We start from the raw sequence: 18,920 nt of genomic DNA on the forward strand, positions 1-18,920 counted from the left end.
TTGATATAGTTGAAATTTTATAAAAAAAGAGAGCGAGAGGAAAATCTCTTTTTTCTAAAAAGATTTCGTTATCTCACCCCAGCTTGGATGATTAGGAATGAAAAAAGCTTGATATAAGAGAATTTCAATCCAATCAACTACTGCCAATAAAAAACAAGTCCGGGACAATTAATTATGCCCCGGACTCTATTAATAAATTATTTTGCTGCTTGGTATAATTCGTTTACTTTATCCCAATTTACAACATTCCAGAATGCACTGATATAATCTGGACGTTTATTTTGGTATTTCAAGTAGTAAGCGTGTTCCCAAACATCTAATCCTAATACAGGAATTTTACCTTCAGATAATGGGTTATCTTGGTTTGGAGTTGAAACGATTGATAATTCACCGTTATCTACAACTAACCATGCCCAACCTGAACCGAAGCGTCCAGCTGCTGCTGCTGCAAACTCTTCTTTAAATTTGTCTAATGAACCGAAAGTAGAACTGATTGCATCTACTACTTCGCCTGATGGTTCAGAAGCATTTGGAGTTAACATCTCCCAGAATAATGAGTGATTGTAATGTCCGCCACCATTGTTTTGAACTGCAGTACGGATATCATCTGGTACAGAATTTAAGTTTTTAATAATATCTTCAATAGATTTACTTTCTAAGTCAGTACCTTTAACTGCATCATTTAGTTTTGTTACATAAGTGTTATGGTGTTTCGTATGATGAATCTCCATTGTCTCTTTATCGATGTGTGGTTCTAATGCATCATACGCATATGGTAATTTTGGTAATTCAAAAGCCATAAATAATCATCCTCCTCATTTGTTTTACATACTTATCTTATCAAGTTTATTCTATTTAAACAAATCTTTTGTTTATTAATATTCAAAATATTTAGTTTAGTATTTAATCATGTTGCACTTAAATCGATTTATCATTATTATTAATTAAGAATGAGGTGAACGCATGCAATATGTTAATGAATTAAAGAGATTGATTAAGCATCCAAAAAAATATCCCATGTATAGAATTACTAAATTGAGATATGTTTTTCTACATATATTACTACTGAGTATAATTCTAATTATACCGAATACTATTCAGTATTTTCAAATCACTCAAAATATATCTACATTAGCTCACGAAGAAGTTGATGAAATTCCTAAGTTTAAAATACATAATAATGAAATGAAACTGTCTGAAGAAAAAATCATTAAACTAAATGATAAACATTCTATTGTATTTACTAAATCACAACAATTTAAAATGAAACCCGAACATCTAGTCGTCTTTAAACCACAGGACATAGAAATTTCAAATTATAATGATCATACTAAAATAAGTTATGGTTCTTTATCAAGTGTAATTCATGATGAAAAGGATTTATCTAGTTTTATCGATACTATTAATGCTTCCAAATATTTTTATTTCTCTATCATTATCTTACTATTATTGTTTATACAATTTATGAGTATTTCATTTAAAATTGCTATAGTTGCTTTTATAGGTCACTTAATTAGTATCCTGTTAAATAAAAAATCTAGATATATGACTTGGTTTAAAATGATAACATTTATTATATCTATCCCTACTTTAGTCTTATTATTAGGTATTCTTATTGGGAACGCTTTATTAATGTTTGTATCATGGTGTATAATAATTGTGGGCATTATTGTTACGGCGTATTATTTACCAAACGGAAAGAAACGTGCTAGTCTTAAACAATAATAAATTAAATAAAGGGGTCTTATCATGTCACAAATCACTCATCGTACTAAAACGAAGCCAGTTAAAGTGGGCAATTTAACAATAGGCGGTTCTGATGAAGTCGTTATTCAAAGTATGACGACTACTAAAACACATGATGTTGAAGCAACAGTAGCAGAAATCAAACGTTTAGAAGAAGCAGGTTGTCAAATAGTCCGTGTAGCTTGTCCTAACGAAGAAGATGCTTATGCTATTAAAGACATAAAGTCACAAATTAACATTCCACTTGTCGTAGATATACATTTCAATTATAAATTAGCATTAATTGCAATTGAAAACGGTGCTGATAAGATTCGTATCAATCCTGGTAATATAGGTAGAAGAGAAAAGGTAGAAGCCGTTGTAAAAGCATGTAAAGAAAAAAATATTCCAATAAGAATTGGCGTTAATGCAGGCTCTTTAGAAAAACATATTATAAAAAAATATGGTTACCCTACTGCAGATGGTATGGTAGAAAGCGCATTACACCATATTAAAATACTAGAAGATTTAGATTTTCATGATATTATCGTATCTATGAAAGCTAGTGATGTTAACTTAGCTATAGAAGCTTATACTAAAGCAGCACAAGCTTTTGATTACCCATTACATTTAGGTATTACAGAAAGTGGTACGTTATTTAATGGTACTGTTAAATCATCAGCAGGTTTAGGGGCTATTTTAAGTCTAGGCATTGGAAATACTTGTCGAATTTCATTATCTGCCGATCCAGTTGAAGAAGTTAAAGTAGCTAAATCTTTACTTAAAGCTTTCGGCTTAGCTAGTAATGCGGCTACTTTAATTGCATGCCCTACTTGTGGACGTATTGAAATTGATTTAATATCCATTGCCAACGAAGTTGAAGAATACATTTCTAACCTTCAAGTACCTTTAAAAGTAGCGGTATTGGGTTGTGCAGTAAATGGTCCTGGCGAAGCTCGTGAAGCTGATATAGGTATAGCTGGAGCACGTGGAGAAGGACTTTTATTCATGAAAGGTAAAACAGTTCGAAAAGTGCCAGAAGAAACAATGGTGGAAGAATTAAAAAAAGAAATCGATAAACTGGCAATAGAAATGGAAAAAGCATAAAGTTCAACAAAACAGGAAAAACAAATTAAGGCACAATAAATTTTATTTATTGTGTTTTTATTAAATTTATAAAAAGGTGATTTAAATGACTCGGAAACCAAGATTAGGAATAGATATTGATGGTACAGTTACATGTCCCAAAACTTTCGTTCCTTATTTACAGAAAGATTTTAATGAGAAATTACGTTATGAAGATATAACTGAATACAATTTAGCTAATGTATTAAAGTGTGAGGAAGAAGAAATGTTAAACTGGTTCAAAAATAATGAATCTTATATATATCAAAATTCCCCAGTTGCTGAAGGCGCTAAAGATATATTAAACCAGCTAAAACACGAATATGAATTATATTACATCAGTGCCAGACACCACTATTTAGAAGATATAACTAAGACTTGGTTTGATACACACAATATTCCTTTTGATCAAATCATATTAACAGGGAGCCACGATAAATTAAAGGTTACTAAAGAACAACGTATTGATGTATTCTTTGAAGATAAATTAGATAATGCTTTAGATATTAACGAAAAGCTTAATATCCCGGTCTTTTTATTCGATACGCCTTATAATCAAAAATCACTTAATAAAGGCATATATAGAATTAATAATTGGCATGACGTATCAAGCATTTTAAGTAAAATATAAAAAAGGACTTCTTCACTAGATTTAACAACTAATGAAGAAGTCCTTTTAATTTATCCCGTTTTACAATTTTCGCATTTACCGTATACTTCTAATTTATGTGAAGTAATTTCAACATTTCCTAACTGTTGTTTGATTACATCCATTGGACAAAAATCAATAACTTTTGTGTTTCCGCATGATTCACAAATAAAGTGATGATGGTGATGATCCTGACATGAAATTCTAAACTTCATTTCTCCATCTATTTCCGTACTTTCTATAATATTTAGAGATTTAAATAAATATAAGTTTCTATAGATAGTATCAAACGATAAACCTTTGTAATCATCTTTCAAAGCTTCTTGAATATATTTAGCCGTTATATATTTATCTTCATTAACAAATAATGAAATAATATCGCGGCGTTTATTTGTATATTTATGTCCTTCACTCTTCAAGATTTGAATGGCCTCTTCTACTTTCAAGATGATAGCCTCCTTTTTTTATCAATACTTTACTATAAGTAATACTTCCTAATAACTCTATTATCAATAAACCTACTATAATACCACCCGGAGAAATATTCAAATAGAATGAAAGTATTAATCCCAGTATTACAGATAATTCACCAAATAAGATACTTAATCCTATTAGTTGTTTAAAGCCTTTTGCTAGTCTCATACTCGTAGCAACTGGTAAAGTCATTAAACTACTGACTAATAATATTCCTACAACTCTCATTGAAGCGGAAATAACTAGCGCTACAATGACAATGAATAATAATTGAATCCACTTAGGCATCCCTATTACTCGAGAATATTCTTCATCAAATGATAAAACGAAAAGCGATTTATACAGTAACATAACAAATATTAATACGATGATTGTTATAGCCAATATCGTAAATAAGTCACTTAAATTTACAGCACTAATTGATCCAAATAAATAACCAAATAAATCTTGATTAAAGCCACTAGCTAAAGAAATAAAAATAACACTTATTCCAATACCTGCGCTCATAATAATTGGTATCGCGATTTCTTGATAATGTTTGTATTCAGTTCTTAACTCTTCAATTAATAAAGCACCTGCTATCGAAAAGATAATACCGAACCATATAGGATTTACAGCAGCAAATACTGGACTAATGCTCATAAAGAACAGTCCCATAGAGATACCACCAAGCGTCACATGGCTCAATGCATCCGCGATAAGAGATAATCTTCTTACAACGATAAAAGCACCAATTAAAGGCGCAATTAGCCCAACAAGAATACCACTAATAAACGAATATCTTATAAAATCAAAATTCATAAAAGCATCGATCATACACAGCACGACCTTTCGAGCTCATATGATTGTGTATGCTGTTCATACGTAACCCAATACGCATTAGAATCATTGGGTGTACCTTCCATATATCATAACTCCTAACCATTTTTGTTTTGTTTATTATACTTTAGTTTATGTAGCAAGAAGCTAATCACTTAAAATCATATTTATCCTATTAACTAACATTTTCATTTAAGTTACACAATTCTTACTTTTTTATTAATAATTTTTATAGTCATTTAAAGTACTATTAGTAGTGTAAATCGTATTCATTACTAAATCAACCTTAATTGTTTTATAAAATAAAGTTTTAACCTCAATGTATTATTTTAAAATAGTAATAAAAAATAGCCGCTTGTGTAGCACCACAAACGACTAAACTTCAATAAGCTATGGTAAAGTAGACCTATTATTATCTATGGCCTAACATTTTACACTTAGTACACCACCCAAAGCTACTGAGTGTTTTTAGATTTATATAGTAACATTACATTTTGTAATGCGCAATATTTTTTGTCTATTCGCTTATGGCTTCTTCTTCAACACAACAACTTCTATCGTGCTGATGGTCTACGAACTGGACTGGATGTCCATATATTTTAGAAATAGCTACTTCATCTAATGATTTGAATGATTCGCTTGTTCCATGGAAATGTATGTGTTGGTTTAGGCATGCTACTTTACTTGCCGTGTCTGCAACTACACCAATGTCGTGTGTTACTAAAATAATTGTGATTCCCTCTTCTTTCAGTTGTGTTAATAACTGATAGAATTCTGATACGTGTCGTGCATCTATACCAACAGTTGGTTCATCTAATATTAAAATGCTTGGTTTAGATATTAAAGCACGTGCGATAAAAGTTCTTTGTTGTTGCCCTCCTGATAATTGGGCTATATTTTCATTTTTTAAATTACTTATATTTAAACGTTCTAATATTTCATCGACTTTTGCTACATCATCTTTATTAAACCATTTAAACAAACCTTTATTTTTAGTTAATCCACTCATAACAACTTCTTTTACAGTTGCAGGAAATCCTGAACTAAATGCGTTAGATTTTTGAGATACATAACTTATTTTTTCCCATGATTTATATTGGTTTATTTTTTTACCACTTATATATATATCACCCTTTTGTAAAGGTAATAATCCTAAAATTAATTTTAATAACGTAGACTTACCTGATCCGTTCGGACCTACAATAGCTAAAAAGTCTCCTCTGTATATTTGGATATTAATATCTCTTAATGCTAATTTACTAGGATAACTATAACTTATGTTTTTTAATTCGAAAATTGGTGTTTCATTTTCCACATTATTCACCTCGTCAATAGATTACTATACAACGATTATTTATAAATGTAAATAGTAATGTTTACGAATAAAAAAGAATGCTATATGATTAGCATTCTTTTTTTATTATTGATTAAATATTTTATCTTTTAAATCTGGATCAAATGTACCATTCTTTATCATTTCAATCTCAAATTTATATGGTGGTTTTTTATTTTTCTTATCATCACCGACATATGGTGTTTCTAATATTTTTGGCACGTCATTGAAAGCTTCATGGTTTACAATATAATGTAATGCATCATAGCCAATAGAACCAAAACCTATATTTTCGTGTCTATCTTTTCTCGCACCTTGTGGGTTTTTACTATCGTTAACATGTAGCACTTTAATTCTATCAAGCCCTACAATTTTATCGAACTCATTTAATACACCGTCAAAGTCTTCTTTAACATTATATCCAGCATCATTTGTATGACATGTATCAAAACATACTGATAACCTTTCGTTATGTTCTACACCATCAATGATTTGAGCAAGTTCTTCGAAAGTTTTACCACATTCTGAACCTTTACCTGCCATTGTTTCTAAAGCAATACGAACATCATTATCGTTAGTTAAAACTTCATTTAAACCTTCTATAATTTTTTTAATACCTTTTTCTTCTCCAGCCCCAACGTGAGCGCCTGGATGTAAAACAATATCTTTCGCCCCAAGTGCTTCAGTACGTTCAATTTCAGATTGTAAAAATTCTACGCCTAAATTAAACACTTCAGGTTTCGTTGTATTCGCAATATTAATAATGTAAGGTGCATGAACAACAATATTTGAAAGGCCATACTCTTTCATAGCTGCTTGACCATTTTCAATATTTAAATCTTCTATTTTTTTGCGTCGTGTGTTTTGAGGCGCTCCAGTATAAATCATAAATGTTGAAGCATTATAACTAGCAGCTTCCTCTGCTGCTTGAAGTAACATCTTCTTACCACTCATAGAAACGTGAGATCCAATTAACATATCTGACACCTATCCTTTTCTACTTTGCTTTTTTGTACGTTTAGAATGTGCTTTTTTCTCTTTGAATTTCAGCTCATCTAATTCTTTCTTGAATTTCTTTTTATATCCTGGTTTTACTTTATTTTTTTTGTTACGTTTAATTCTTTGTTTTAAACTTTGTTCTATATTATCTTCTTTTTTAACACGTCTTGTACGTTTTTGACGATCTTTAATCTCGACAAATTCACCATTTTTTATATCAACGTGATTAAATTTATAGTTTTTCTTTTCGATTTGCGTAATTAAATCATCTTCATCAGGCGTATATAAAGTAATAGCAATACCTTTATAGTCTCCACGACCTGTACGACCAACTCTATGTGTAAAGAAGTCAATTTCTTTTGGCAAGTCATAGTTAATAACATGGCTTACACCTTCAATATCGATACCTCTTGAAGCTAAGTCACTTGCAACAACAAATTCGAAGTCTAACTGCTTAACACGTTTCATTTGTTGTGTACGTTCTCTTGGTGATAATCCACCATGAATAACACCAACTTTATAACCATGTTCAGATAAATAAGCCACTAACTCATTTGCTCTATCACGACTATTAGCAAAAATAATTGCTAAGTATGGATTAATAACGTCCATTACTTTTAACATTTTCGCTTGTTTCTCTTCACCTTTAGTAGGTATTAAATAAAAATCTATATTATCTTTATTAGATGATTCTGTTTCTATTTCAACAAATTCAGGTTTATCTAAATATTTATTTAAAAATGGATGTAATGCTTTAGGTATAGTTGCACTAAACACAGAAATTTGAGCAGATTTATCAAGTCTGCTAGCAATGCTGTCTACTTTAGGCATAAATCCTAAATCAATCATTAAATCCGCTTCGTCAATTACTACTGATTTTGCTAAATGTAAATCTAATGCTTTTTCTACAGCCATATCATCAATTCTATTTGGAGTTCCTACCACAACTTGTGGCGTGTTCTTAGACTTATCTATATCTCTTGATTTATCTGTACCACCAATATATAAATTGACTTTTATACCTTTTTTATATTCCGCTAAATGAGATGCAGCGTTATACAATTGTTTAGCTAACTCTCTTGTTGGAGCTAATATAATAACTTGTGGCTCTTTTAAATCTACATCTATTTTATCAAATAGTGGTAATAAAAATGCATGAGATTTACCTGTACCAGTTTGTGATTGTCCTATTATATTTGAACCCTTTTTAATTTTTGGTATTACACGTCGTTGTACTTCTGTCGGCTGGTTAAATTTCAAATCTTTAACTGCCTCAACTAATTCATTTTCTAATTGAAAATGTTCAAACGGATGCTTAGACATAAGCGACCCTCCTCGTTTCTTTTTCACTTCATATATTATATAGTAAATGAAAGTAATATGATAGAGTTTAAGGTTATTTTGATACTTTAATTAGTTTCAATCATTCTTGACACTTGTTATAATGATTAAGAATAAGGGGGGCTTTGTATGGAAATCGTTAAAATAACGCCTAGAGGATATTGTTATGGTGTTGTAGATGCCATGGTTATTGCACGAAATGCTTCATTAGATAAAACGTTACCGCGTCCGATATATATTTTAGGTATGATTGTTCATAATAAACATGTGACTGAAGCTTTTGAATCTGATGGTATTATTACTTTAGATGGCCCAAACAGACTAGAAATTTTAGAACAAATCAACGATGGAACTGTTATATTTACTGCGCACGGCGTTTCTCCAGAAGTTAAACGTCGCGCCAAAGAAAAAGGGCTTGTATGTATTGATGCCACTTGTCCTGATGTAGAAAACACACACCAATTAATTAGAAATATGAAATCAAATGGCTATAACGTTGTTTATATAGGTAAAAAAGGCCATCCAGAACCAGAAGGTGCAGTAGGAGTAGCACCAGATATTGTACATTTAGTTGAAACAATTGATGATATTAATGCTTTACCCGAGTCTTTAAAAGATAAAAAATTAATCGTAACTAATCAAACTACAATGTCTCAGTGGGATGTTAAACACCTTATGGACGAATTAAAAGAACAATATCCAAATATCGAAATACACGAAGAAATCTGCTTAGCGACTCAAGTTAGACAAGAAGCTGTTGCTAACCAAGCAAACCAAGCTGATTTATTAATTGTTGTTGGCGACCCAAAAAGTAACAACTCTAATAGATTAGCACAAGTCTCTAAAGAAATTGCACATACAAATGCCTATAGAATTTCAGATATAAGCGAACTAAAAATTGAGTGGTTGCAAGGTGTAAGTACCGTTGCAGTAACAGCAGGTGCTTCCACTCCTACACCAATTGTTAAAGAAGTAATTGATTATATTAAAAATTATGACCCAACAAATATTGACGTTGAAAAACTTAAAAGTAATGTGCCAGTTGAAAAAATATTACCAAAAATTAAAAAACCAAAGCCTGTAGAAATTATGAAGTAATAATGATTAAATATTATAAGTTGCAGTGAAAGATTTCAAATCGGTGGAGTTTTTCACTGCTTTTTTATAGGGTAAGTATTAAATAGATAAGTTTTATTGGATTAATTAAATAAAAAAAGTCTGCGACACAAACAAATGCCCCAGACTAATTGATTAAACCTATTAATTGTACTTATAGTTTATTACATATATTCGTAAGGATCAGTATTAATATTTGATGATACAACGTTTATTTCACCATTAGTCCAATCTTCTAGTAATGATTTTAATCCGTCTTTCATGACATATTCACTATAGTGATTGGCATCTAATACGTTTATACCATCCATTATTGAATCTAAAGCTTCATGATGTTTCACATCGCCTGTAATAAATAAATCAGCCTGTTTATTTTTAGCGATATGAGCATAACCAATACCAGCTCCACCTACTATAGCAATTCTCTTAATAGTAGCTTTTTTATCACCTATAAAACGAACTGCTGGTATATCTAACTGTGTTTTATAATGTCCAACAAAATCCTCTACAGAAAGTTCTTGTGGTAATTCTCCTATAATACCTAAACCTACTGAAGAAGCTTTCTCCATTTTAATAAAATCAAAAACAGGTTCCTCATAAGGATGATATTCGTATAATAATCGTGTTGCTAAAGCTTTATCTTTCCCATCAATCATTAACTCTAATTTCGTTTCATAAACTATTTTTGTTTTATTAGATGTACCTATATGGGGATTAGCATTTTCACTTGGCTTGAATTGGCCTTTACCTTGTGATTGGAAAAATACATTACTATATTCTTCTGTTTGAGCTAATTGATGATTATCAAATGCCTTTTTCATTTCTTCTACGTTTTCATCTGGTATAAATATTTGCAGTTTATAATATGTTTCATTTTGCTTATCTAAAATTTCCACATTAGTAAGTCCTATATTCTGACCTATCATATAACTTACACCTTTATCATACACATCTAAATTTGTATGAAGAGCAATTAATTGTATGTCATTTTGGATTAATTTTCTTATAATCGGTCCATAACTATCATTTGTGATGTTTTGAACACCTTTAAAAATTAAAGGATGATGTGCGATAATCGTATTGATATTTTGTTCAATTGCTTCATCTACTACTTCATTCGTGCAATCGAGAGTTGTTAGTATACCATTCACTTCATTTTCTTGGTTACCAACCAACAAACCTACATTATCCCATGATTCACTACTTGAGAATGGTACATGCTTATCTATTACTTGTAATAAGTCTTTAATAATCATCATAGCACCTCTTTAATCTGTTTTATTTGCGCCTGTATTTCATTATAACGAGTTTGGTCTTTATGATTTTTTAGCTGATTACTAATATTCTCTAAAGATTCAATTTCTCTTTCCCATTTTTCATAAAATAATTCATCTTTTTCTATCATTAATTTAGGACCAAACTTTAATTCATTCTCACTTAATTGCATTTTCCCTTTTTTAGCAACAATAATCTCGTATATATGCTTTTTATCTTTAATCAATTGCTCTGCTTCAATGTTGTATCCTAACTTTTTCAATACTTGTCTAATTGGTAACGCATGTATATTAGCTTGTAATATTAAATCAGGGTAATGTATCAATTTTTCTTTACCTTCATCTAATATTTGAGCAATTAAAGGTCCACCCATACCACATATTGTAATAACATCTACCGTACCATTTACAACTTCTAATCCATCGCCTAACTTTATCTCAATAGACTTCGAAAGTCCGTGTAACTCGGTGTTTTTTTGAGCTGATAGAAATGGCCCTTTAACAACTTCCCCTGCGATAGCTTCTTTTACTAAATTATTTTGAATGGCGTAAATAGGCAAATAAGCATGGTCTGATCCTATATCTGCTAATTTATTATGATTTAAGTACTCACTAACTTTTGTTAAACGTTTATTTATTTGGATCATGACATTTTCCTTTCATTAAAAAAATCTTTTGCCAAGGCAAAAGATTTTTTATTATTATTTAGCATCTTCTTTTAAATATTTGACAAGTGTGTCTAAATCTTTGTCTGAAATAGTCGCTTCGTCATGCGCAGGCATTGAACCTTTACCATCACGGATGATTTTTTTCATTTCACCAGCGTCATTAGAACTACCAGCTAATTTAGGACCCATTCCACCTTCAAGATTTTGTCCATGACAACTTGTACAATTATCTTTTGCAAATGTTGCAGCGTCAAACTTCTCAGTTTTTTCACCGCCACCTTTGCCTTCTTTTTCTTCATCCTTGTTAGCACCATGTGCTGACATGAAGAATATTAATCCCACACCGAGTAATAAAATCAGAATAAACGGGAAAACAGGATTACGATTCATTCATACAACCTCCCTTTTATTAAACCTTCATACAATTATATTTTATATTAAAACAACGCATTGTCAAAGGCTTTTTGGGATTAATATTAACTTTTACAAATTAGTCCATAAAATCTTTCAAGCGTTTACTTCTTGATGGGTGTCTTAATTTGCGTAAAGCTTTTGCTTCGATTTGTCTAATACGTTCTCTTGTTACACCAAATACTTTTCCTACTTCTTCTAAAGTACGTGTACGACCGTCATCAAGACCAAAACGTAATCTTAATACATTTTCTTCTCTATCCGTTAATGTGTCTAAAACATCCTCTAATTGCTCTTTTAATAATTCATAAGCAGCGTGGTCAGAAGGACTTTGTGCATCTTGATCTTCTATAAAGTCACCTAAATGACTGTCATCTTCTTCACCAATAGGCGTTTCAAGTGACACTGGTTCTTGAGCATTTTTCAAGATTTCGCGTACTTTTTCTGGTGGTAAATCCATTTCTTCACCAATTTCTTCTGGTGATGGATCTCTACCTAAATCTTGTAATAATTGTCTTTGAACACGAATTAATTTATTAATCGTTTCTACCATGTGTACTGGAATACGTATAGTACGTGCTTGGTCAGCTATAGCTCTAGTGATAGCTTGACGAATCCACCATGTAGCATAAGTTGAGAACTTGAATCCTTTGTTAAAGTCGAATTTTTCTACAGCTTTAATAAGACCCATGTTACCTTCTTGAATAAGGTCTAGGAATAACATACCTCTACCAACGTAACGTTTAGCTATACTTACTACAAGTCTTAAGTTCGCTTCAGCTAAACGAGACTTCGCTACTTCATCGCCTTTTTCTATTCTTTTAGCTAATTCAATTTCTTCTTGTGCTGTTAATAGATTTACACGTCCTATTTCTTTTAAGTACATTCTTACTGGGTCATTTATTTTTACACCTGGAGGAGCACTTAAGTCATTTAAACTTAATTTATCATCAGTATCAGTAGAATCTTTTTCGTTAATAAGATTGATTTCATTTTCATTGATCAAATCAAAGAAATCATCCATTTGATCTGAATCCATTTCATAATTTTGCAATTTATCAGCAATTTCTTCATGACTTAAATGTCCAGCTTTTTTACCTTGTTCAATTAATTGATGCTTAACTTGTTCAATTGTTAAAACTGCTTCATTGTTAGCGCTATTGATTTTATTTAATTCTTTGTCAGACATGAATAGGCCTCCCGGTTATTTAACTCTTACATTCTATTCCGATTATATTGTACAATTTGTTCCAAATACTGTCTTTGCAACGCCATATCACCTGATTGCATTGCTTTATTTAATTGTTCATTTAAATATTCGATTGTATTTTCTTTAATTTCTTCAGGACTGATTATATTAATATAGTCTTCAATTTCTTCACTTTCTGGATCGTCATTAATAAGCAATGAATCGAGGTACATAACGGTTTCCATAATATTATGATCTTCAATGTAACTCGAAAAATCACTAATATTAAAGACATCGTTATTCTTATAATACCCATTTAAACGTGAAAAAATCACTCTATTATTCAATGAAGTAAAATCTTCTTGATTAATCCTAGAATGATATTCTAAAAATAACTGTTTTTGATTCATAAAATGTTTTATTAATGCTTGTTCAGCTCTACCGACTTTATCTAGTTTTTTTTCCTTGAAATCCGGAACATATTGGTCGTAATCGATAGTATTTTGAACTATATTAGGCGAGAGTTGATTTTTTAGACTGTTAACATCTACTTTATACAAATCAGCAACTTGTTGCAATACTTTTTTTCTTAAAAAGTCTGAGCGAATAAGATTTATATCATTAATTAATTCTTCTAAGTGTTGCTCGTGTTTTAAATCGTTGTTTTCATTAGCATAATATAATTGTTGTGCTTTAAATCCAACAAATGATTGTTTTTGACTATCTACAAACGATTTAAACGCTTCGTTTCCGTACTCTGTAATATAATCATCAGGGTCCATTTTTTTAGGTAAATGAACTACATAAACATTTATACCTTCATTTAATAATATTTTACCTACATTTAAAGCTGCTTCATTCCCTGCGAAATCTCCATCATACAGCAAAGTTACATTAGATGCCAGTTTTTTGACCATAATAATATGTTCTTTTGATAAAGCTGTTCCCATTGTTGCTACAACTTGCTTTATATCCGCTTGATCTGCTTTAATAACATCCATAAAGCCTTCTAATAATATCACTTCATCGTTTTGTCTAATAAACTTTCTTGCTCGATCGATATTATAAAGCATTTTTCTCTTTTGAAATATAGGAGTTTCTGGGCTGTTTAAGTATTTAGGTGTCTGATCTGTATATGTACGCCCTGAGAAACCAACTGTTTTACCTTGAAAGTTTAATAACGGGAATATTATTCTATCTCTAAATCTGTCGAAATAATCAAAAGTTTCATCATTTCTACTTAATAACCCTGCCTCAAACGCTAATACTGCATCATATCCATTTTTTTCAAGAAAATCATGAGTAAATTTAGAATGGTTAGGTGAATAACCAATTTTTCTATCATTAATTAATTCATCTGTAAATCCTCTAGATTTTAAATATGCTAAAGCTTCTTCTCCTTCTTCAGTATGTTTCAAAATATAATGAAAGTTATTTGCCATTAGTTCGTGCATTTCAATCATTTTTATATGATCGTCTACTATTGCCTCAGAAGAACTCGGTTCATTACTTTCAACATGAATATCTACTCTACTTCCAAGTTCTTTTACTGCTTCAACAAATGGAATATCCTTAATTTCTTGAATAAATTGAAAGACGTTACCACCTTTTTTACAACCAAAACAATGACATATTTGTTTATCTTCAGAAACAGAAAAGGACGGTGTTTTTTCATCATGGAAAGGGCAAAGTCCAATATAATTACGACCTTTTTTTTCTAACTTTACATATTCACTTACAACATCTAATATGTCATTTTTTTCCCGAATTTCGTTTATTGTTTCTTGTTCAATTCTCATTATTTCACCCTTTAGCGGTTTTGTTGAGTAATGATTTTTATAATATCATTAGCTGTTTCTTCTATTGCTTTATCTGACACATCAAGTACAGGACAGCCAATTTTATCAACTACTTCTTCAAAATAGTGTAACTCTTCTTCAATACGGTCATCTTTCGCATAATTTGCATCATCACTTAAACCTAATTGTATTAATCTCGCTCTTCTAATGGCATTTAAATTTTTTTGATTAATTTTAAGCGCTATACATTTTTTTGGATCAATATCAAATAATCCTTCTGGAGGTGCTACTTCCGGAACTAATGGAACGTTCATCACTTTATATCTTTTGTGAGCTAAGTATTGCGATAAAGGGGTTTTAGAAGTTCTAGATACGCCTATTAGTACAATATCTGCTTTAGGTAATCCTCGTGGATCTCTTCCGTCATCATATTTAACAGCAAATTCAATAGCTTCTATCTTCTTAAAATAATCTTCATCTAATTTATGAATATTGCCTGGTTCATTAAGAGACTTTTCATTTAACTCATTGCTCAGTATTGTCATTAATGGCCCCATAATATCTACGTTTTCTATGTTATGTTCTTCTAGTTGTTCCTTTAAGTAATTTCTCATATCAGGTTTCACCAATGTATATACAACGATTGATTTTTGTTCTAAAGCGAGTGATACTACTTCATTAATATTATTTTCATTTTCGATGTAAGGCAATCTAACAATATCCAATGCATTACCTTCTGTTTTAAATTGTGAAGTACATGCTTTAGTTACAAGTTCAGCTGTTTCTCCTACTGAATCAGATGCAATGATTATTCTAATTTCTTCCATTTGAAATATTCCTCCTACTCGTCTTCGATAAGTGAAACAAAAGCTCTAGTTATAGTAGTTTTTGTTATTCTACCTTTAACCTTCAATTTATTATCTTTTACTTTTTTCACTACTGGTAATGCATCAATTTGCTTATCAATTAATAATTTAGCAGCATAGATTAATAAATCTTCTTCTAAACAAACTGTAATATTTGGCATGCGGCTCATATTTATACTTACTGGTGTCTCTTTTAAACTTTGACCACCAATTGCTGCTCTTAAAAGGTCTTTTCTTGAACATACACCTATTAAATAACCTTCTTTATCGATAACAAACAATGTTCCTACATCTTCTAAAAACATTTTACAAATTGCTTCATATACTGAAACACTTTCTTCTATAACAACTGGTATAGCCATAGATTCTTTAATTGTTATTTTTTTGATAGAATCACTTAATAATTGTGTACTAGATTTTCCTGTATAAAAATACCCCACCCTCGGTCTGGCATCTAAATATCCAGCCATTGTTAAAATAGCGAGATCCGGTCGTAAAGTTGCTCGCGTTAAGCTTAATCGTTGAGCAATTTTTTCTCCTGTTATCGGGCCATTATTTTTCACAATTTGAACGATTTGCTCTTGTCTTTGATTTAATTCGATTTCTCTCACCCCTTCAAACACAACTCAGTTATATTGATTATAACATGACTGATAAAATATACTCAATTTGAATACTTGTTTTTACTTGATTAGTACCAAATTGCGTGCTATATTTTAATTAACTTTGAAATTAAAAGCGAGTTAAGGACGGTGAAAGCTTAACAATAAAGTTTTGGCTTACAAATATATATATAAAGTGAGTGGCTACACTAATTTGGGTGGAACCGCGGGTAATATACTCGTCCCAAGGCATTGATACTTGATGTCTTGGGGCTTTTTTAATTAAATGAGGAGTGAATTTTTTTATGGCAAAAGATATGGATAAGATAGTTACGTTAGCGAAACACAGAGGTTTTGTATTCCCAGGAAGTGAAATTTATGGTGGTTTAGCTAACACATGGGATTATGGTCCTCTAGGTGTAGAATTAAAGAATAATATCAAAAAAGCTTGGTGGCAAAAATTTATTCAGCAGTCTCCGTATAACGTTGGTTTAGATGCTGCAATTTTAATGAATCCAAAAGCTTGGGAAGCATCAGGACATTTATCAAACTTTAACGACCCAATGATTGATAACAAAGATTCAAAAATTCGTTATAGAGCAGATAAATTAATTGAAGATTACATGCAAAATGTTGAAGGCGATGAGAACTTTATTGCTGATGGCATGAGCTTTGATGAAATGAAACAGTTAATTGAAGACAAAGGTATCACTTGTCCAGAAAGTGGAACAGCTAACTGGACTGACATTAGACAATTCAATTTAATGTTTAAAACTTTCCAAGGTGTAACAGAATCATCTACAAACGAAATTTTCTTACGTCCTGAAACTGCACAAGGTATTTTTGTTAACTACAAAAATGTTCAGCGTTCAATGCGTAAAAAATTACCATTCGGTATCGGACAAGTTGGTAAATCATTTAGAAATGAAATAACACCAGGTAACTTTATTTTCAGAACAAGAGAATTTGAACAAATGGAACTAGAATTCTTCTGTAAACCAGGTACTGAAATTGAATGGCAAAATTACTGGAAAGATTTCGCAGCAAATTGGTTAACAGATTTAGGTATTAAAAAAGAAAATACTAAAATGCGTGATCATGATGAAGATGAATTAAGTCACTATTCAAATGCTACAACTGATATTGAATATAAATTCCCGTTTGGTTGGGGAGAACTATGGGGTATCGCTTCAAGAACAGACTATGATTTAAAACAACATAGTGAATTCAGTGGTGAAGACTTCAATTATCACGATCAAGAAACAAATGAAAAATACATCCCTTATTGTATTGAACCATCACTTGGTGCAGACCGTGTAACATTAGCATTTTTATGTGATGCTTATGAAGAAGAAAACGAAGGTGAAAAAGAGCAACGTACAGTAATGCATTTCCACCCTGCTCTAGCACCATATAAAGCAGCAATTTTACCATTAAGTAAAAAGCTATCACCTGACGCTATTAAAGTTTATGAAAAATTAAGTGCAAACTTCGCAATCGACTTTGACGAATCACAATCTATTGGTAAACGTTACCGTCGACAAGACGAAATTGGTACACCTTACTGTATTACTTTCGACTTCGACTCATTAGAAGATAATCAAGTAACAGTACGTGACCGTGATACAATGGAACAAATTCGTATGCCAATTGATGAAGTTGAAAACTTCTTAGCGGAAAAAATTAAATTCTAATTTTTAATTTAGAAAACATACACCCCTTAAATGAAATTTAAACGCTCATTTAAGGGGTGTTTTTATATTTTTAAATTTTCAAGTTGCTTTATTAACTTTTTGGTTTTAAAAATAACGCCTATATATTCATCGTACATATTATCGCTAAGGTTTTGTATTTCTTTTTTTATATCATCATTGATTTTAAAACTATTTAAATTCTGTATTGGTAATTGATACATTAAATTCATAAGATACAATGCTCTATTTGAAATTCTAAATGCATGCTCATCATGAATTAATGCCTGATTACTTAAGGGACCATTATATATAAAGCTGTAAGCATTAAGTTGTTGTTGATCCATATCACCTGTTACAACACATGCATTAAACCTTGGTTCATAACCATATTTAGGCATACATTTTAAAGCGACAATCATACTCATTGTGTCAGCGTCGACACCCTTCTCTACCGCTTGAAAAACACCTAGCAATAATTCATAGAAAAATGCATCATGCTCTTCAGCTTCAAGTGCTTTATCTATTACTTCTATGCAATAAGCACCATAAGCGCTTTTAAATATATCACTTTGCATCTTTCTATGACTATTAATAATGTCAGCAGAAGTTAAAGTGCCCATTCCTTTAAATTTAGAAAAAATAAACAAGCCATGTACAAAGGGTTGAGTAGCACCTTGTAAATGATGACTTGTTTTTTTTGCACCTCTAGCCATAAGCGGAACTTTATGACCATGTTCATTTAAAATTGTAATGATTTTATTATTTTCACCGTAATCTACAGAGCGAATGACAAAACCTTCTTGTTTATAAAGCACTTTATCATCGCCTCCATTCTC

General features: G+C 31.0%; 19 protein-coding genes. 5 read left to right on the forward strand and 14 right to left on the reverse strand.

Translation table 11 applies throughout. The annotated features are described in order from the left end of the window. Positions 1-197 precede the first annotated feature (197 nt). Positions 198-800 carry a superoxide dismutase gene (locus CD135_RS03620; RefSeq protein ID WP_016998592.1) on the reverse strand — a complete coding sequence of 201 codons (603 nt, stop codon included), beginning with the start codon at positions 798-800 and terminating at the stop codon, positions 198-200. A gap of 163 nt (positions 801-963) precedes the next feature. On the opposite strand from CD135_RS03620, the gene CD135_RS03625 reads away from it, so the two are divergent. The 3 genes from CD135_RS03625 to CD135_RS03635 all read left to right on the forward strand — a co-directional run bounded on the left by CD135_RS03625 (position 964) and on the right by CD135_RS03635 (position 3,481). Further along, a complete protein-coding gene (locus CD135_RS03625) occupies positions 964-1,725 on the forward strand; it encodes a DUF1189 family protein (protein ID WP_016998591.1) in 762 nt (253 codons plus the stop codon). A gap of 33 nt (positions 1,726-1,758) precedes the next feature. Next, positions 1,759-2,832, forward strand: coding sequence for a flavodoxin-dependent (E)-4-hydroxy-3-methylbut-2-enyl-diphosphate synthase (gene ispG / locus CD135_RS03630; protein WP_174700891.1), 1,074 nt, complete (start codon positions 1,759-1,761; stop codon positions 2,830-2,832). A gap of 85 nt (positions 2,833-2,917) precedes the next feature. Continuing rightward, positions 2,918-3,481 carry a 5' nucleotidase, NT5C type gene (locus tag CD135_RS03635; protein ID WP_064204530.1) on the forward strand — a complete coding sequence of 188 codons (564 nt, stop codon included), beginning with the start codon at positions 2,918-2,920 and terminating at the stop codon, positions 3,479-3,481. Between the two features lie 50 nt (positions 3,482-3,531). On the opposite strand, the gene CD135_RS03640 is transcribed toward CD135_RS03635, so the two are convergent. The 5 genes from CD135_RS03640 to CD135_RS03660 all read right to left on the reverse strand — a co-directional run bounded on the left by CD135_RS03640 (position 3,532) and on the right by CD135_RS03660 (position 8,447). Continuing rightward, on the reverse strand, positions 3,532-3,945 hold the full coding sequence (locus CD135_RS03640) for a Fur family transcriptional regulator (RefSeq protein ID WP_016998588.1): 414 nt from the start codon (positions 3,943-3,945) through the stop codon (positions 3,532-3,534). Next, positions 3,908-4,789 carry a metal ABC transporter permease gene (locus CD135_RS03645; protein ID WP_016998587.1) on the reverse strand — a complete coding sequence of 294 codons (882 nt, stop codon included), beginning with the start codon at positions 4,787-4,789 and terminating at the stop codon, positions 3,908-3,910. Before CD135_RS03645 ends, CD135_RS03640 begins: the two co-directional genes overlap by 38 nt. Before the next feature lie 520 nt (positions 4,790-5,309). Beyond that, positions 5,310-6,107 carry a metal ABC transporter ATP-binding protein gene (locus CD135_RS03650; protein ID WP_064211044.1) on the reverse strand — a complete coding sequence of 266 codons (798 nt, stop codon included), beginning with the start codon at positions 6,105-6,107 and terminating at the stop codon, positions 5,310-5,312. 105 nt (positions 6,108-6,212) lie between these two features. Further along, entirely contained in the window at positions 6,213-7,103 is an 891-nt protein-coding gene (locus tag CD135_RS03655; RefSeq protein ID WP_016998584.1) for a deoxyribonuclease IV, read from the reverse strand. A 9-nt stretch (positions 7,104-7,112) separates the two neighbouring features. Then, positions 7,113-8,447, reverse strand: coding sequence for a DEAD/DEAH box helicase (locus tag CD135_RS03660; protein WP_103268831.1), 1,335 nt, complete (start codon positions 8,445-8,447; stop codon positions 7,113-7,115). A gap of 147 nt (positions 8,448-8,594) precedes the next feature. Between CD135_RS03660 and CD135_RS03665 the strand changes: the two genes are divergently transcribed. Next, positions 8,595-9,563: a 4-hydroxy-3-methylbut-2-enyl diphosphate reductase gene (locus CD135_RS03665; RefSeq protein WP_016998582.1), complete on the forward strand. Its 969-nt coding sequence runs from the start codon at positions 8,595-8,597 to the stop codon at positions 9,561-9,563. 182 nt (positions 9,564-9,745) lie between these two features. Here the strand turns inward: CD135_RS03665 and CD135_RS03670 are convergent, their stop codons facing one another. From CD135_RS03670 to ccpN, 7 genes are all read right to left on the reverse strand, one after another. Further along, positions 9,746-10,837 (reverse strand): Nif3-like dinuclear metal center hexameric protein, encoded by a 1,092-nt coding sequence (locus tag CD135_RS03670; protein ID WP_103268832.1) that lies wholly within the window; start codon positions 10,835-10,837, stop codon positions 9,746-9,748. Further along, positions 10,837-11,502 (reverse strand): tRNA (adenine(22)-N(1))-methyltransferase, encoded by a 666-nt coding sequence (locus tag CD135_RS03675; protein ID WP_103268833.1) that lies wholly within the window; start codon positions 11,500-11,502, stop codon positions 10,837-10,839. The genes CD135_RS03670 and CD135_RS03675 overlap by 1 nt, the downstream gene beginning before the upstream one ends. Positions 11,503-11,556: 54 nt before the next feature. After that, entirely contained in the window at positions 11,557-11,913 is a 357-nt protein-coding gene (locus tag CD135_RS03680) for a c-type cytochrome (protein WP_103268834.1), read from the reverse strand. Between the two features lie 100 nt (positions 11,914-12,013). Continuing rightward, complete coding sequence (gene rpoD, locus CD135_RS03685; protein ID WP_103268835.1) at positions 12,014-13,123, reverse strand: RNA polymerase sigma factor RpoD; 1,110 nt, start codon at positions 13,121-13,123, stop codon at positions 12,014-12,016. 26 nt (positions 13,124-13,149) lie between these two features. Continuing rightward, complete coding sequence (gene dnaG, locus CD135_RS03690; protein WP_103268836.1) at positions 13,150-14,922, reverse strand: DNA primase; 1,773 nt, start codon at positions 14,920-14,922, stop codon at positions 13,150-13,152. An 11-nt stretch (positions 14,923-14,933) separates the two neighbouring features. After that, positions 14,934-15,749 (reverse strand): pyruvate, water dikinase regulatory protein, encoded by an 816-nt coding sequence (locus CD135_RS03695; RefSeq protein ID WP_016998576.1) that lies wholly within the window; start codon positions 15,747-15,749, stop codon positions 14,934-14,936. A gap of 14 nt (positions 15,750-15,763) precedes the next feature. Further along, positions 15,764-16,399, reverse strand: a complete 636-nt coding sequence (gene ccpN / locus CD135_RS03700) for a transcriptional regulator CcpN (RefSeq protein ID WP_016998575.1) — start codon at positions 16,397-16,399, stop codon at positions 15,764-15,766. A gap of 296 nt (positions 16,400-16,695) precedes the next feature. Here ccpN and CD135_RS03705 point away from each other — a divergent pair, with 296 nt between their 5' ends. Further along, positions 16,696-18,084 carry a glycine--tRNA ligase gene (locus CD135_RS03705; RefSeq protein ID WP_064204526.1) on the forward strand — a complete coding sequence of 463 codons (1,389 nt, stop codon included), beginning with the start codon at positions 16,696-16,698 and terminating at the stop codon, positions 18,082-18,084. 62 nt (positions 18,085-18,146) lie between these two features. On the opposite strand, the gene recO is transcribed toward CD135_RS03705, so the two are convergent. Then, positions 18,147-18,899, reverse strand: a complete 753-nt coding sequence (gene recO / locus CD135_RS03710) for a DNA repair protein RecO (RefSeq protein ID WP_103268837.1) — start codon at positions 18,897-18,899, stop codon at positions 18,147-18,149. Between the last annotated feature and the right edge of the window lie 21 nt (positions 18,900-18,920).

Origin of the sequence: Mammaliicoccus lentus, from assembly GCF_002902755.1 — a bacterium.
In the GTDB taxonomy this organism is placed as follows: Bacteria; Bacillota; Bacilli; order Staphylococcales; family Staphylococcaceae; genus Mammaliicoccus; species Mammaliicoccus lentus.